Genomic DNA, 14,158 nt, shown 5'->3' on the forward strand with positions numbered 1-14,158 from the left:
TTGTAGTAGCTTTTCCCACCGTTTATCTGTTAGCATTGTTCTTGGCATGATGAATCGAGTTATGGTTGTTTTTGGCTGAATTATTATAACTCACATCATGCCGTCTAAAAAATAATCATGAAAGATCAACACGCCCTAGAAAAAAATTAAAAAAGTTATATCTTTTTTAATTTAACTTAAAATCGTTATAGAATGATAAAAAAACACTTTTTAGGCATTTTTTAACTAAATTGTATAATAAACATTTTGTACTTATTAAATATTGTTAATTGTGACAATACTTAATATTTTTTAAACATTAGGAAAAAGGGAGCTAGCATGTCAAAAAAGACAAATAATGAATTTAAAGTTGGTATAAAAGCCTATATATCACTAATAGTAGCAATTTTATTTTTTTCAGGCTTATTTTTTAATGTAGAAGGTAAAGAATGGCTTGGAGCGTTTGATTTTACCAGTTTAAGCGGCAAATTTGGCACTATGCTACATCCTGAAAAAAATACTTTCGTGGGTGAAGGAGGTAACAGTGCAAGAGCTGGTTTTATTTTCGCCTTATCACTTATACCTACGGTTATGTTAGCGCTAGGCGTGTTAGAAATATTTACCCATTACGGCACCATTCGTGCTGCACATAAATTATTAACACCATTATTAAAACCAATTTTAGGTGTACCAGGTAAAACTGGACTTGCATTAATTACCGACCTACAAAGCACTGATGCTGGTGCTGTATTAACTAAAGAGTTATATGACGAAAAGCAAATTACTAAAAAAGACCTTATCATTATTAGTGCTTGGCAATATTCTGGTGCGGGTTTAATTAATAACTACTTCTCGATTGGTTCGGCATTATTTGCCTCAATGACTGTAGCTATTTTTATTCCTCTTGTCATCATGTTAGTGCTTAAATTTGTAGGCGCAATAATGGTTCGTATAGTATTAAATTCAATTTATAAAAAGGATTTTATCAATGAGTAATTCGCAAAAACAAACTAATAACCCTTTAGATATCTTTGTAATTGGTGCTCGCAAAGGATTCAACATTGCTATTAACAATTTAATGCCCAATATTTTAATGGCATTTGTAATCACCGAAATTCTAAAACGTTTAGGCATAATGCAATTAATAGGAACTTATTGTGCACCAGTAATGGAGATTTTTGGCCTACCGGGCGAAGCAATTACCGTATTACTAACTGCATGGTTATCAGCATCAGCAGGTACAGGCGTAGCAGTTAACTTATTTACTGCAGGAACAATCAATCCAACAGCAATAACCATATTAGCCCCAGCTATTTTCTTAATGGGCTCACAATTACAATATATGGGACGATTATTAGGCGTTGCCGATGTACCAAAAAAATACTGGCCATTACTCATGTTAACCAGTATTTTTAATGCATTAGTTTCAATGATTATTATGCAATTTTTTGTTTAATAAAGGAGATAAGCATGTCTAACGTATTAGAACATTATCAATATTTACACCAAATTCCAGAGTTGGGATTTGAAGAACACAAAACATCGGCATATATCGCACAGCAACTTGAACAAGCAGGCTATAAAGTAACTCGCAACATCAATAACACAACAGGAATTGTTGCGCAATACGATAGCGGCAAACCTGGCCCTGCACTCGCTTTACGGGCAGATATGGATGCTCTAGGACATATTATTAACGGCGAACCTTGCGCAAGACATACCTGCGGTCATGATGGCCATTCATCAATATTATTAAGCTCGGCACAAGAGTTAATAAAAGAAGGTAACATCAAAAAAGGTCGATTGAAACTCATCTTTCAACCTGCCGAAGAACTTGGAACAGGTGCTTTAGCTATGATTGAAGGAGGAGCTATTGATGATGTTGATATGATTATCGGTTTACATTTACGTCCAAAAGATGAATGTCCAAAAGGCTTTGCTGCAGCGGCAATGTATTATTCAGCATCCACCACAGTTGAAGTAAATATTCATGGTATCCCAGCACATGGTGCTCGACCTCATTTAGGCGTTAATGCCCTTGATGCAGCAACACTGGCCATTCAAGCAGTTAATACCATTCACCTTGCACCTAACTTAAACTATAGTGTTAAAGCCACACGTTGCATTTGCGATGCTGGAGTCACCAATGCTATTCCATCTGAAGCATATGTATGCTGGGATCTAAGAGCGCCAACTAACCCAGCCATGGATGAACTAAAAGCCAAAACGTTAAATGCGATAAAACTCAGTGTTGAATCTATCGGTGCGAAAGTGGATATCAATGTCACTAAAGAAATTCCAGCCGCGGAAATTGATAATGATGTCACAAAAATTATTGCCGAAGCCATTGTCGATGTACTTGGCAAAGAGGGGCTAAAAGAGCCTATTTTCACCCCAGGTGGAGAAGACTTTTTCAATTATCCTTGTGAACGTAATGTCAAAGCTGGTTTTTGGGGATTAGGAGCTGATCTAACGCCAGGATTACATCATCCTGAAATGAAGTTTGACACTTTAGCATTAGAAAATGGAGTCAAAATAACCAAAGCTTGTGCATTAAAAGTACTTGGCTAATTTCCACCCTATTCCGCCGATACCTTACTTCGGCGGAAGATGATTTAAATCACAAACAAAGGATCTTTCCCTAACTTGTATAATACTGTTGATAAGCACTTAACATTTTTAAGTTAAGATTTTCACTTCAATGCCAAATAGTTACGATATTCAACAATATCTTCGATCGTCACAACTGGCATATGATACTTTTTAGCAAATTTAACAACCTCTGGCGCTCTTGCCATAGTGCCATCGTCGTTGGTTAACTCACACAGTACTGCGGCAGGCTTTAAACCCGCTAATGTTACTAAATCAATAGATGCTTCAGTATGACCTCGGCGAATTAATACACCACCTTCTTTAGCAACTAAAGGAAACACATGCCCTGGATGATTAAGATCACTTGGTTTGGCATTATCATTCACAGCAGCCTTAATAGTCGTAACGCGATCAGCGGCTGATACACCTGTTGTAACTCCATTAGCCGCTTCAATTGAGATGGTAAACGCTGTATTATTTTTACTAGTATTATTTTCTACCATCATAGACAAATTTAACTCATCACAGCGTTTTTTAGGCAAACATAAACAAACAATACCACTGCCGTAACGAATAGTTAGAGCCATTTGTTCACTGGTAATAGACTCGGCAGCCCAAATAATATCACCTTCATTTTCGCGATCTTCATCATCTAAAACTAGTACACCTTGACCGGCTTTAATAGAAGCAATTGCTTTTTTAACACGTTCAATGGGCGTTCCAAATTTATTTAAATTAAACTGATTCATGGTAAATACCTATATTTTTATTAACTCATTTATTTCATTATTTATCTAATTAAAATCAAATGGCTATTTGCTATCTAATTAATTAAGTATAAATAAAATACCAGAATCAGGGCAGTGCTTGACCAGCATGACTTTGCCTTTCAGCAAATATTGGAAAGATAAGCAACTCTCTTTTATCCAGACTTTTACTGTCGGCTTTGGAATTTCACCAAATCTGCTTGTCCTTAATCTATCAAAATCTAACTGAGCAATAAAACAACTACCACAGTTAACAAAATAAATTAAGCGCTCGTGGGCTATACCACCGGTGGGGACTTACACCCCGCCCTGAGAATTTTGCCAAAAAGTTGACGAACCACACTATAATACAAAATGATAAAAAAGACACGGAGTTTTAAAACGAAAATATTGCCGCAAACAGCGGCAATAATAGAAAGAGCAGAGTTTAATTAATGCCTACGAGTTTCACTTATGCGACGCCGTTCGGCTTTACGCATCCATAGCCACGAAATAAAGCCAATAATACCAACAATTAGCAATATAATTGTTGCTAAAGCATTAACCTGAGGATCAACCCCTAAACGTACTTTTGAAAATATCAATTTAGGTAACGTCATAGCACCTGGTCCAGTCACAAAGTTAGCAATAACCACATCATCAAGTGACAATGTAAATGCTAAAAGCCAACCTGACACTAACGCTGGTGCTATCATTGGTAGTGTAATAATAAAAAATACCTTTAAAGGATTTGCACCAAGATCTAATGCAGCTTCTTCAATTGACTTATCTAATTCACGCAACCTAGCACTAATTACCACAGTCACATAAGCTGTACAAAATGTAGCATGAGCCATCCAAATAGTTATAGCGCCACGGTCTTTTGGCCAACCAAGTACCTGTCCCATTCCCACAAATAACAACAGCAAAGCCAAACCAGTAATAACATCTGGCATAACCAGCGGTGCTGTAGTCATAAACGAAAATAAATTAGAGCCTCGGAATCCTCTAAAACGAATGATAGCATAAGCCGCTAATGTACCAAGCACAACAGCAAAAGTTGCAGCACCTGCAGCAATAGACAAACTTAGCCCAACAGCTTTAAGTAATGTTTCGTTATTAATTAACTCAAAATACCATTTGATCGAAAAATCCGCCCAAACTGTCACCAAACGCGAGCTATTAAACGAATAAACAATCAAAATAACCATTGGGATATATAAAAACGAAAATACCACCAAAAAGATAAGTCCTTTCAAACACCGGAATAGCAATGCAATGGTAACTAAAACGGTAATAATGAAACTAAAAACAAAACAGCTATAGTAAAAGCTCCATTCACTCAAAAGCGATAATCCCGATGATGAAATTAAAATACTCAATAAAATCGCACCAAGCAATGACGAGATAAAAACAATCAAAGCCGATCGCATAATAACGGGCAAATTGTTCATCTATTTACCTCCCATTTGTCGATTTTGGAATTTATTGAAATAATAAATAGGCACAATCAATATCATCAACATCACACTAGCTACAGCCGAGGCAGCTGGCCAGTCATGATTATTAAAGAACTCAGTCCAAAGCTGTGTACCAATCATAATCCCTTCTGAAGGGCCTAATAATTCAGGGATCACATACTCACCTACAGCAGGAATAAACACTAACATCCCCCCAGCAATCACCCCATTTTTGGTTAAAGGTACAATGATCTTAAAAAATGTCTTTATTGGTTTACAACCTAAGTCTAATGCTGCTTCAATTAACGTTGAATCGACCTTACTTAACGACGTATAAATTGGCAATACCACAAATGGTAAATAAGAATAAACAATACCAATATATACAGCAAAGTAGGTTTTCATAATAATCAAAGGCTGATCAATAATCCCTAACCACATTAAAAAATGATTTAATAAACCATTAGGATTCAAAATACCAATCCACGCATAAACACGAATTAAAAATGATGTCCATGAAGGTAAAATGATTAACAACAATAAAATATTACGGGTTGACTGTTTGCACTGAGAAATAGCCCAAGCCAACGGGTAACCAATTAAAATACAAAGCACGGTTGAAATCGCAGCAATCTTGAGTGATTGCAAATACGAATCAATATAAATCGTATCACTAATTAGATTTAAATAATTGCCAAAATTTAACGTAATATTAAGCAAACCATCGTCATAACTTAACAAATCAGTATAAGGTGGTACAGCTAAAGCAATTTCAGAAAAACTGATCCTAAATACGATTAAAAATGGTAACAAAAACAGTAATAGCATCCATAAATAAGGGATCGCAATTACGGTTAACCGTCCATAAAGAGTCATTAAATCCGAATCATCTCGTTGTTGACGCAATTTTTTATATGTATAAAAAATTACAACTAATCCTGCTGGAATAAATAAAATACTGCCAGCAATAATAAGCCGATAAGCAAATTTAGACGGCCTATAATGCGCTAAAAAACAACCAAAGCATGACAATAAAAAACTCAATGTCATTGCGGTAAATAGCGCATCTAAAAATAAATTGTCAAATGCACCTGTTGTTACAAAACGCCAATAAACATTGAGCAACACAAATGCATTTAACAACAATCCTAATACAATGGATCGCATTATGATATCCTCTTTTGTTTATTCAGTAAGCACAACACAACTGTCAACTTCCCAACTTAAGTTAACTATATCACCCCAAGTTGGCATTCCTTTACGATAACGATGCTCATTTTGCAATTGTGCAATAATAACTTGCCCACTTGGCAATTTGACATGATAAATCGATAAATCCCCAAGATAAGCGATTTCAACAACTTCACCTGTAGCGCAGTTATAACCATCTTCAGGTAATTGTTCACATAATTGAATTTTTTCCGGGCGCAAAGCAACTTTAATCGGCACGCCTTCAACCGCAGGCGAATCATAATCGACTTTAAATGGATGTTTAATAGTAGGACAACTCAAAATCAAACCATCTTCTAACGTTTCTTGCAAGATACCGTCGAAAATATTAACCGAACCAATAAACTCAGCACTATAACGGCTATTTGGATGTTCATAAATTTCTTCTGGCTCACCAATTTGCACAAATTGACCTTTATTCATAATAGCAATACGACCAGCCATAGTCATAGCTTCTTCTTGATCATGGGTAACCATAACGCAAGTTGCACCCACTTGTTCTAAAATGCTCACCACTTCAAGTTGCATTCGATCTCGAAGTTGTTTATCAAGTGCACCCATTGGCTCATCAAGTAACAATAATTTTGGTCGTTTGGCTAAGCTTCTTGCTAAAGCTACACGTTGGCGCTGACCACCTGATAATTGGTGTGGTTTACGTTTACCAAATTGCTCCATATGTACAAGTGCTAACATCTCTTCAACGCGATGTTTAATTTCGCTATTGCTTAATTTATCTTGTTTTAAGCCAAAGGCAATATTTTGTTCAACCGTCATGTGAGGAAATAAAGCATACGATTGGAACATCATATTAATAGGACGATTATAAGGCGGAACCTGTGATAAATCTTTTCCATCTAAAATGATTTGCCCCGAAGTCGGTTGCTCAAAACCAGCTAGCATACGCAATAATGTTGATTTACCACTTCCAGATGCGCCTAATAATGCAAAGATTTCACCTTTATATATAGTCAAATTTACATCATCAACGGCATAATAATCATCATTAAAAACTTTTGTTAAATTTTTGATCTCCAATAAAGGAGTTATCATCTTTTTTTTAGGCTGTACCTGATTTGTTGTTTTATCGTTCACTCTTTTTTCCTCATAACAACAAGCCAAAAAAACGAGACGGAAAGACTCATAGCCTCTCCGTCTTGGATTATTAGTTAAGACTCGATATACAAAATATCGCTTATTTACCAGTTTTGAGCTTAGTCCACGTACGGGTAATTACACGCTCAAGTTTTGGATCTTTAACTTTTAAAGTGAATAGTTTTTTCATCACTTCTGGTTTTGGATAAACTGCTGGATCATTTTTCACTTCTGGTTTTACAAAATTTTCATTAGCAACCTGATTAGCGCTAGCAAAGTTAACATCGTTAGTAACTTGCGCTGCAATTTCTGGTTTCATAACAAAGTTTAAAAACTCATGAGCTTCATCTGGGTTTGCTGAATCTTTTGGAATAGCGAAAGTATCAAAAAAGACTAAAGCACCTTCTTTTGGTATCTGATAACCAACATGCACACCGTTATTTGCTTCGTTAGCTCTATCTCGTGATTGTAAAATATCGCCAGACCAACCCAAAATCACACAAATATCGCCATTAGCTAGATCGGTAATATATTGTGAAGAGTGGAAGTAACGAATATTTGGACGAACTTTTTCTAACAGCTCATAGGCAGCACCAGTATAATCCTTGGCATCTGTACTATTTGGATCTTTACCTAAATATTGAAGAGCACTAGCAAAAATTTCAGTAGGCGCATCCAAAAATGCCACACCACAATCTTTTAGCTTTTCCATATTTTCTGGTTTAAACACTAAATCCCAGCTATCAACTGGTGCATTATCACCTAGACGCTCTTTAACTTTATCAATGTTATAACCGATACCTGTTGTCATCCATACATAAGGGATAGCATATTTATTATCAGGATCATGCGTTGCCATTAATTTCATTAGATTAGGATCTAAGTTTTTCCAATTAGGCAATTTATTCTTATCTAATGGAAGATAGATATCAGATTTAATTTGTCTAGCTAAAAAGCTATCTGAAGGCGAAACCACATCAAAGCCAGAATGACCCGCCATTAATTTACCTTCAAGAGCTTCGTTAGAATCATAAACATCATAAACCAGCTTAATACCAGTCGATTTTTCAAAATCAGAAATCGTATTAGAACCAATTTGCCCTGCCCAATTGTAAAAATGTACGACACGATCTTTAGCTATAGCAGATTGAGATAACGCTAGTGAAACACCAGCCACGATTGAAAGAATTGTTTTACGTTGAGTAAACATGCTCACCACTTCTCCTCTAGTTGTAGGGATATTACATGTTAGACACAAGCCCATTGCAAAGACACAACGGACCCCCAAATTTTACTATCGACATTGTTAACAATAATAAAAATTATCAAAGTAACAACCATCTAGCGAAACCGAGGTAATCAGGCAATCACAAGTCATTAATAAAATAAATGAACTAGTAGAGCTAACCTTGCATTACGAGGGATAAAATACCTTTTTTTTTAAAGATGTCCACTTAAAAAATCAAATATTGAAAGTTTAAGGATTGAGTGGTTGTATTTTAACCACCCAAGGAGTAAGGAACAACCAATTAACAATTAGATAACAAAATTATTCAGCACTTGCTTGCATAGTTTTAGCATTTGGTTGCCAAACACGATATTTAATTTGCAAATCGTTCGGAACATAAAAGACTAACGGTAATTGGCTGTTATAGCTAAACAAACCTAAATTATGGTTGATTGTCACAAATTGATTTTTATTAGTACCTTCAGGGCAAGCCATTAATGTTGAAATGTTACCAACAGTCTTTTCAACTACGTAATAAGAGTATCCCCAACCTTTAAGCTCTTCTTGCTTAACTACACCACCTAAATTTTGCAAATTACAATCAACATTCATTTCTTTACCAATGATCACCTCAACTTTCGCATTGTTTTCATTAGCAATAGTTGGTAAATGAATAGCATAACGAGTATAGCCAACTTGAGCTGCAGGGAATGGCGCTATATCATTGACACTTTGTGCAACAGGTTGCGTTTTTTGTGAATTTGCGCATGCTGTTAATGCTACACCTAATAATGTTAATAACAATAATTTTTTCATTTTTATCTCCTTTAACTAATTAATCATAAACACCATCGTATTAATTTTCAGTGATAATGCGTATAATAACACCATCTAGATTAATAAAATTGGTGTAAAAATGCCAGCAGAAAAAAATACTACCGATTTACTTAAATTGATTTTAAACCTGTTAATAATTGGTTTACTAATCATTATTACCTATCGTGTTGTTGAAGTTTTTTTATTCGGTTTCTTCTGGGCGGTGATGGTGGTAATTGCCACTTGGCCCTTAATGATAAAAATACAACGAAAATTATTTAACAAACGCTGGCTATCACTACTAGTAATGGCCCTAATATTAGCCTTTGTTTGTATTATACCTTTCATATTAATTATTAGCTCGGTAGCACAAAACGGTCACCATCTTATTGAATGGGCAAAAACGCTATCTCACCAAAAACTACCAACATTTGACTGGCTTGAAAGCGTACCTGCCTTTGGCTCTGAACTACACCAAAAATGGTTAAACTTAATACAAACTGATGGCTCTGATTTAGTTTCAAGCATACAACCTTATATTGGCACCATGATAAGTTGGCTACTTGAGCAAGCCACTAATATTGGACTATTTATCTTTCATGCTGGTGTAATGATTATTTTTAGTCTATTACTATTTTTAAAAGGCGAAAGTATCACCAAATACGTTTACCTACTAGCCAACCGATTATCAAAACAATATGGCGAAATCACTGTCACATTAGCAGGACAATCCATTCGAGCTGTAGCTCTTGGTGTTGTGGTTACTGCCATTACCTTAGCTTTAATTGGTGGATTAAGTTTTATATTAACCGACATGCCGTTACCAGGTATACTCACTCTAATTTTATTTATTTGTTGTGTCGCACAAATTGGTCCCGTGATTGTAATGCTTGGGTGCATTTTTTGGCAATTTTGGGCGGGCAACACCATAGCTGGTATCGTATTAATTGTTGTGGCAATTATCTTAACCACCTTAGATAGCGTAATGCGAGCTTACTTAATAAAAAAAGGTGCCAATTTACCGTTTTTACTTATATTATTTGGTGTGATTGGTGGCTTACTTGGATTTGGTATAATGGGATTATTTATTGGTCCTGTCGTACTAGCTTTAACTTACAAAATAATTCAAACTTGGGTTGATGAACAATCTTAAACAATTTATTATCACCCAGTAAGAAGCATAAGAGCATAAACAAGTTGCTAAATACGCTACATGACTTAAAGCAACTGAGCTAAAATGCATACAAATTAAAAGGAGTGTTATTTTTACTGGCTTAGCTTATATTAGAAAACAAGTTTCTAAAGTAACTTGACAGTTATAATAACAAAAAATCATGCGAATACCATTTATAAAATACAATCACCAAAAGCATCTTGACGAATTAGGTAAAATTCAGCAAGATGCCAAGCAATATCATATCTACTATACTCCAAAAGCATATCGACTGGCTTTAATTGAAAGTATAAAAAGAGCCCAGCACCGAATTTATATAGTTGCGCTCTATCTAGAGCAAGATGAGGCTGGTCAAGAAATTCTTAATGAACTGTACCAAATCAAACGGCAACGCCCTAATTTAGATATCAAAATATTTGTTGACTGGCACCGTGCACAGCGGGGTAGAATTGGCGAAGAAAAAGCCCATACCAACGCCAATTATTATTACCAACTAAAACAGCAATATCCAGATATTGACATTCCTATTTATGGTGTACCTGTCAATCGTCGTGAAGTACTAGGCGTACTGCATTTAAAAGGTTTTATTATTGATAATACTGTCATTTATAGTGGGGCTAGCATTAATAACGTCTACCTACACAAGCGTGAAAAATACCGTTTCGACCGTTATCACTTTATTACTAACCCACTATTAGCAGACAGCATGGTGCAGTTTATTCACGACCACTTTTTACCATATCAAGCGTTGCAACTACTTAATACTGGCACCCATAAAACCCGCAAACAAATTAAGTCTGAAATTAAAGAGCTACGCCAACACTTAATGAATACCGGCTATCAATATAATAGCAATACCGACAACAACACCTTATCGGTTGCACCAATAATGGGGCTTGGCCGAAATAACTCGCTCAACAAAATCATTCATCATTTAATCAACGTAACCGAACAAAAAATCATATTTTGCACGCCGTACTTTAATTTGCCTAACATCCTAGTTCGCGATATCATTCGCTTGCTTCGTAAAGGTCGCCAAGTTGAACTAATTATTGGTGATAAAGAAGCCAATGATTTTTATATTCCACCAGACCAACCTTTTAACATATCAGGTGGATTACCCTACTTATACGAAATCAATTTAAGAAGTTTTATTGAGCGCCTACAATCTTTTATTGACAAAGAGCAACTTATCATACGTCTGTGGAAGGATGGAGAGCAAACCTATCATCTTAAAGGTATCTGGGTGGACAATACTTGGGTACTTATAACAGGCAACAACCTAAATCCACGCGCTTGGCGACTTGATCTGGAAAATGGCATATTAATACATGATCCAAAGCAAGAATTAAGCCATAAATTTAACCAAGAACTTGACACTATTCGTCAAAAAACCACATTGATCACACATTTTCAACAAATCCAAGCGAGTCAATTTTATCCAAGTCAAGTTCATAAGTTGATAAAGCGACTGAGCCGCATTAAAGTGGATAGGCTTATTAAGCGGTTGTTGTAAAGGTAAGATGTTTTGAAAGAAAAGGTTTCTTAAAAAACATAATAAAAACAATATTTTTTCAACTAATTTTGAGAAAAAAGCGCTTTTGCTGTTTAACAACAAAAGCGCAAATTTGATCTAGACTTCATATTAAAGGTCTACAGATAGGTGCGTTCTAATCATTGCAGTAAGGCAATATCGCCTTTAACAAGAAAAGCACATATAGAATTAAGGGGTAACACAAGCCATAAAGTGACTATTAGCTGTACTCTGCAGAAAAATCCCCCCATCGGCTGAATAAACACCATATAGACTGCCATTATATGAATTAGCCCAATATCCTGTATCATTAGCCCAGTTGTTACCAATACTGAGATTCCAATCACTACCTTCATAGAAATTATTCATAGTATTGGCAGTAAAACCCCACTCGTTAAATAGTCCGCCAACCCATTTACCGCTAATATCTTTATAACTGACTTTTCGTTGACAGTTATTAATACTTCTTCCAGGTAAACCTTCTGTCCAACCAGCTCCATTCCCATTGGTATAGTCATTTATATCGGGAATTCGATAACCATTACCTAAATTACGACAAAAGTTTTGAGCATCCGCATACCCATATCTTACTGTGATTCCTGGTTGAGAGATATACCAACGTTCTATCTTAAAGCTATACAGTAATTTTGTATGATTTACATCAGAGTAAAGCTTAAATAACGAAGGGGAAAAAGCCTTATTACTTGAATTTATCGAAGGGCCTTTTAATATAATCTTTAGTGCTTGTTCGCCACCAGGATAAAGGTTACCATCTCTAATACAAGTTCTACATATCCTATCAGTGTCAATAGCCCAATGTTGTGTATTCTCTTTGCTTAACGATAATGATACACCACTACCGCTAACCGCACTCACCGTTGTACCATTTGCAGCTATAACTTGTTCAGGAGAGATTCCTCCCAATAATAAATAGAAATATAACCTATCAGATCCTGTCGTCGGAAAGTTTTCTGCTATATTGCTATTATTTGTGACTTTAAACCCTTTTAACGAAACCCAATTTGGACCATCCATATCCCAAATGGTAGTACCAAAAGCATGGTCATCGTAAGCTAAATTTGGTTGCGCATAGCAAGCAACTGGCCTATTCATATTGGCATTAATATAGTAACTATGCTCATTACCAGTAAAATTGCTACTATTGGGAACACCATACTGCGTCGATAAGGTGCTTGCAGTTGCTGTTAAGGTAAGTTTATAAGGCCCATCACAAAGATTTAGCCGTCTATTCGGATTTGCTTTAACTTCTCCTGTAATATCTGTACCATTTTTATCTTGCCATTTTATGGTTAAATTTCCTGTTGCATTTATATTATCATCGCCATCATCGTCTCGACCATAATTATAAGGTGAATCCATTAATTCGCTTAATTGAATTCTTGGGTAATTTACCAATGGTACTATTGCTTGTATATCAGCAAATGTATCTGTTATATTTGGCATTTCAATTGGTGCATCTACGTTAGATTGATCTATTACTGCATTGGGATAAAGTGCACTATTTGCTCCCTGAGGAATATAACTAATATTTGGTAGTCTTATACCCAATAAATCTTCCATACTAACAACTTTAGTTACACCATCAATACTTAAATATGGTGCAGAGCCTTGAATGACCTGTGATGTCTTTGCCGATAACGCCTGCGAGCTCAGCGAATAAGGCAATAAAAGCAATGGAGCAAAAACCAGCGGTGACTTGGATAGCAATCTAAAAATCAAAGATACCCTTGCCAACAACTTTATCGATTTCGATAGATTTGGTGATAAAAATAAGAATCGAATCTGTTTTTGACTACTGTGAAATTGAAAAAGATTTAAGGCGTAGGGTTGCCAGGCCTGGTGCCTGGTGCCTGGTGCCTATTATGATATCGCATAACATTCTACCTGTCAAGTAATTCGTTGTTTTATTTGTGTTTTTATGATTATTTGCTTATTTAATAAGCATTATTATACTAAATAATGCGTCGAAATTATAGCTGGTTAAACACTAAAGAGCTAGTATTTTGTTAATTTATTGTAATGTCTTGAATACGATTGAAACATTACAAAAAACTTAGCGTAAATATTTTTTCGCTATATTTTATCGTCATTTATAAAAGTCAAATTACTCATGCCATATTTATGGAAAAGCCCTTTAACGGAAATACTCACTTTAATTTTTTTAAAATAGGGCTTAGGCAGATATTTTCTGAACCTAGTATATAGTCATGGATCGGCTACACTATGTGCCCATTTATTGCTTTAGTATGCCTTATTATCTTGTAAAAAAGATTCAGGAGTTTATAC

Annotated in this window: 11 protein-coding genes, 1 pseudogene and 1 riboswitch; of the genes and pseudogenes, 5 read left to right on the plus strand and 7 right to left on the minus strand. The window is 35.5% G+C overall.

What is annotated here, in order from left to right:
- Nucleotides 1–318: 318 nt before the first annotated feature.
- The 3 genes from A9G38_RS03380 to A9G38_RS03390 are packed head-to-tail and all read left to right on the plus strand — an operon-like array spanning nucleotide 319 to nucleotide 2,550.
- Nucleotides 319–975 carry a nucleoside recognition domain-containing protein gene (locus A9G38_RS03380; RefSeq protein WP_034910728.1) on the plus strand — a complete coding sequence of 219 codons (657 nt, stop codon included), beginning with the start codon at nucleotides 319–321 and terminating at the stop codon, nucleotides 973–975.
- Nucleotides 968–1,435 carry a YjiG family protein gene (locus tag A9G38_RS03385; protein ID WP_034910726.1) on the plus strand — a complete coding sequence of 156 codons (468 nt, stop codon included), beginning with the start codon at nucleotides 968–970 and terminating at the stop codon, nucleotides 1,433–1,435. Before A9G38_RS03380 ends, A9G38_RS03385 begins: the two co-directional genes overlap by 8 nt.
- 14 nt (nucleotides 1,436–1,449) lie before the next feature.
- Nucleotides 1,450–2,550, plus strand: a complete 1,101-nt coding sequence (locus A9G38_RS03390) for an amidohydrolase (protein ID WP_034910725.1) — start codon at nucleotides 1,450–1,452, stop codon at nucleotides 2,548–2,550.
- 122 nt (nucleotides 2,551–2,672) lie between these two features.
- Here A9G38_RS03390 and ribB read toward each other — a convergent pair whose 3' ends face one another.
- The 6 genes and pseudogenes from ribB to eco form a co-directional block, all read right to left on the minus strand.
- A complete protein-coding gene (gene ribB, locus A9G38_RS03395) occupies nucleotides 2,673–3,320 on the minus strand; it encodes a 3,4-dihydroxy-2-butanone-4-phosphate synthase (RefSeq protein WP_034910722.1) in 648 nt (215 codons plus the stop codon).
- Nucleotides 3,321–3,481: 161 nt separating this feature from the next.
- Nucleotides 3,482–3,659, minus strand: a riboswitch (FMN riboswitch).
- Nucleotides 3,660–3,769: 110 nt separating this feature from the next.
- Nucleotides 3,770–4,528, minus strand: a complete 759-nt coding sequence (locus tag A9G38_RS03400) for an ABC transporter permease subunit (RefSeq protein ID WP_141671718.1) — start codon at nucleotides 4,526–4,528, stop codon at nucleotides 3,770–3,772.
- 243 nt (nucleotides 4,529–4,771) lie between these two features.
- Nucleotides 4,772–5,641 (minus strand): annotated as a pseudogene (locus A9G38_RS03405) (ABC transporter permease subunit); the annotation flags it as partial.
- A gap of 321 nt (nucleotides 5,642–5,962) precedes the next feature.
- Nucleotides 5,963–7,099, minus strand: a complete 1,137-nt coding sequence (gene potG, locus A9G38_RS03410; protein ID WP_034910718.1) for a putrescine ABC transporter ATP-binding subunit PotG — start codon at nucleotides 7,097–7,099, stop codon at nucleotides 5,963–5,965.
- A gap of 100 nt (nucleotides 7,100–7,199) precedes the next feature.
- Entirely contained in the window at nucleotides 7,200–8,309 is a 1,110-nt protein-coding gene (locus A9G38_RS03415) for an extracellular solute-binding protein (protein WP_034910715.1), read from the minus strand.
- Nucleotides 8,310–8,648: 339 nt separating this feature from the next.
- Nucleotides 8,649–9,143 carry a serine protease inhibitor ecotin gene (gene eco, locus A9G38_RS03420; RefSeq protein WP_034910714.1) on the minus strand — a complete coding sequence of 165 codons (495 nt, stop codon included), beginning with the start codon at nucleotides 9,141–9,143 and terminating at the stop codon, nucleotides 8,649–8,651.
- 100 nt (nucleotides 9,144–9,243) lie between these two features.
- On the opposite strand from eco, the gene ydiK reads away from it, so the two are divergent.
- Both ydiK and pssA read left to right on the plus strand, forming a co-directional pair.
- Nucleotides 9,244–10,296, plus strand: a complete 1,053-nt coding sequence (ydiK, locus tag A9G38_RS03425; protein WP_051634168.1) for an AI-2E family transporter YdiK — start codon at nucleotides 9,244–9,246, stop codon at nucleotides 10,294–10,296.
- A gap of 181 nt (nucleotides 10,297–10,477) precedes the next feature.
- Nucleotides 10,478–11,833 carry a CDP-diacylglycerol--serine O-phosphatidyltransferase gene (gene pssA / locus A9G38_RS03430; protein WP_034910709.1) on the plus strand — a complete coding sequence of 452 codons (1,356 nt, stop codon included), beginning with the start codon at nucleotides 10,478–10,480 and terminating at the stop codon, nucleotides 11,831–11,833.
- 207 nt (nucleotides 11,834–12,040) lie between these two features.
- On the opposite strand, the gene A9G38_RS03435 is transcribed toward pssA, so the two are convergent.
- Entirely contained in the window at nucleotides 12,041–13,606 is a 1,566-nt protein-coding gene (locus A9G38_RS03435) for a hypothetical protein (protein ID WP_176713223.1), read from the minus strand.
- Between the last annotated feature and the right edge of the window lie 552 nt (nucleotides 13,607–14,158).

The sequence above is a fragment of the Gilliamella sp. Imp1-1 genome, from assembly GCF_001690415.1.
Taxonomy (GTDB): domain Bacteria; phylum Pseudomonadota; class Gammaproteobacteria; order Enterobacterales; family Orbaceae; genus Gilliamella; species Gilliamella bombi.

Bases quoted from the DNA above. Each gene is read 5' to 3' on its own strand.
- ydiK (WP_051634168.1), top strand. From the start codon at position 9,244: ATGCCAGCAGAAAAAAATACTACCGATTTACTTAAATTGATTTTAAAC.
- ribB (WP_034910722.1), bottom strand. From the start codon at position 3,320: ATGAATCAGTTTAATTTAAATAAATTTGGAACGCCCATTGAACGTGTT.
- A9G38_RS03400 (WP_141671718.1), bottom strand. From the start codon at position 4,528: ATGGTTATTTTGATTGTTTATTCGTTTAATAGCTCGCGTTTGGTGACA.
- A9G38_RS03385 (WP_034910726.1), top strand. From the start codon at position 968: ATGAGTAATTCGCAAAAACAAACTAATAACCCTTTAGATATCTTTGTA.
- A9G38_RS03390 (WP_034910725.1), top strand. From the start codon at position 1,450: ATGTCTAACGTATTAGAACATTATCAATATTTACACCAAATTCCAGAG.
- A9G38_RS03415 (WP_034910715.1), bottom strand. From the start codon at position 8,309: ATGTTTACTCAACGTAAAACAATTCTTTCAATCGTGGCTGGTGTTTCA.
- A9G38_RS03380 (WP_034910728.1), top strand. From the start codon at position 319: ATGTCAAAAAAGACAAATAATGAATTTAAAGTTGGTATAAAAGCCTAT.
- pssA (WP_034910709.1), top strand. From the start codon at position 10,478: ATGCGAATACCATTTATAAAATACAATCACCAAAAGCATCTTGACGAA.
- eco (WP_034910714.1), bottom strand. From the start codon at position 9,143: ATGAAAAAATTATTGTTATTAACATTATTAGGTGTAGCATTAACAGCA.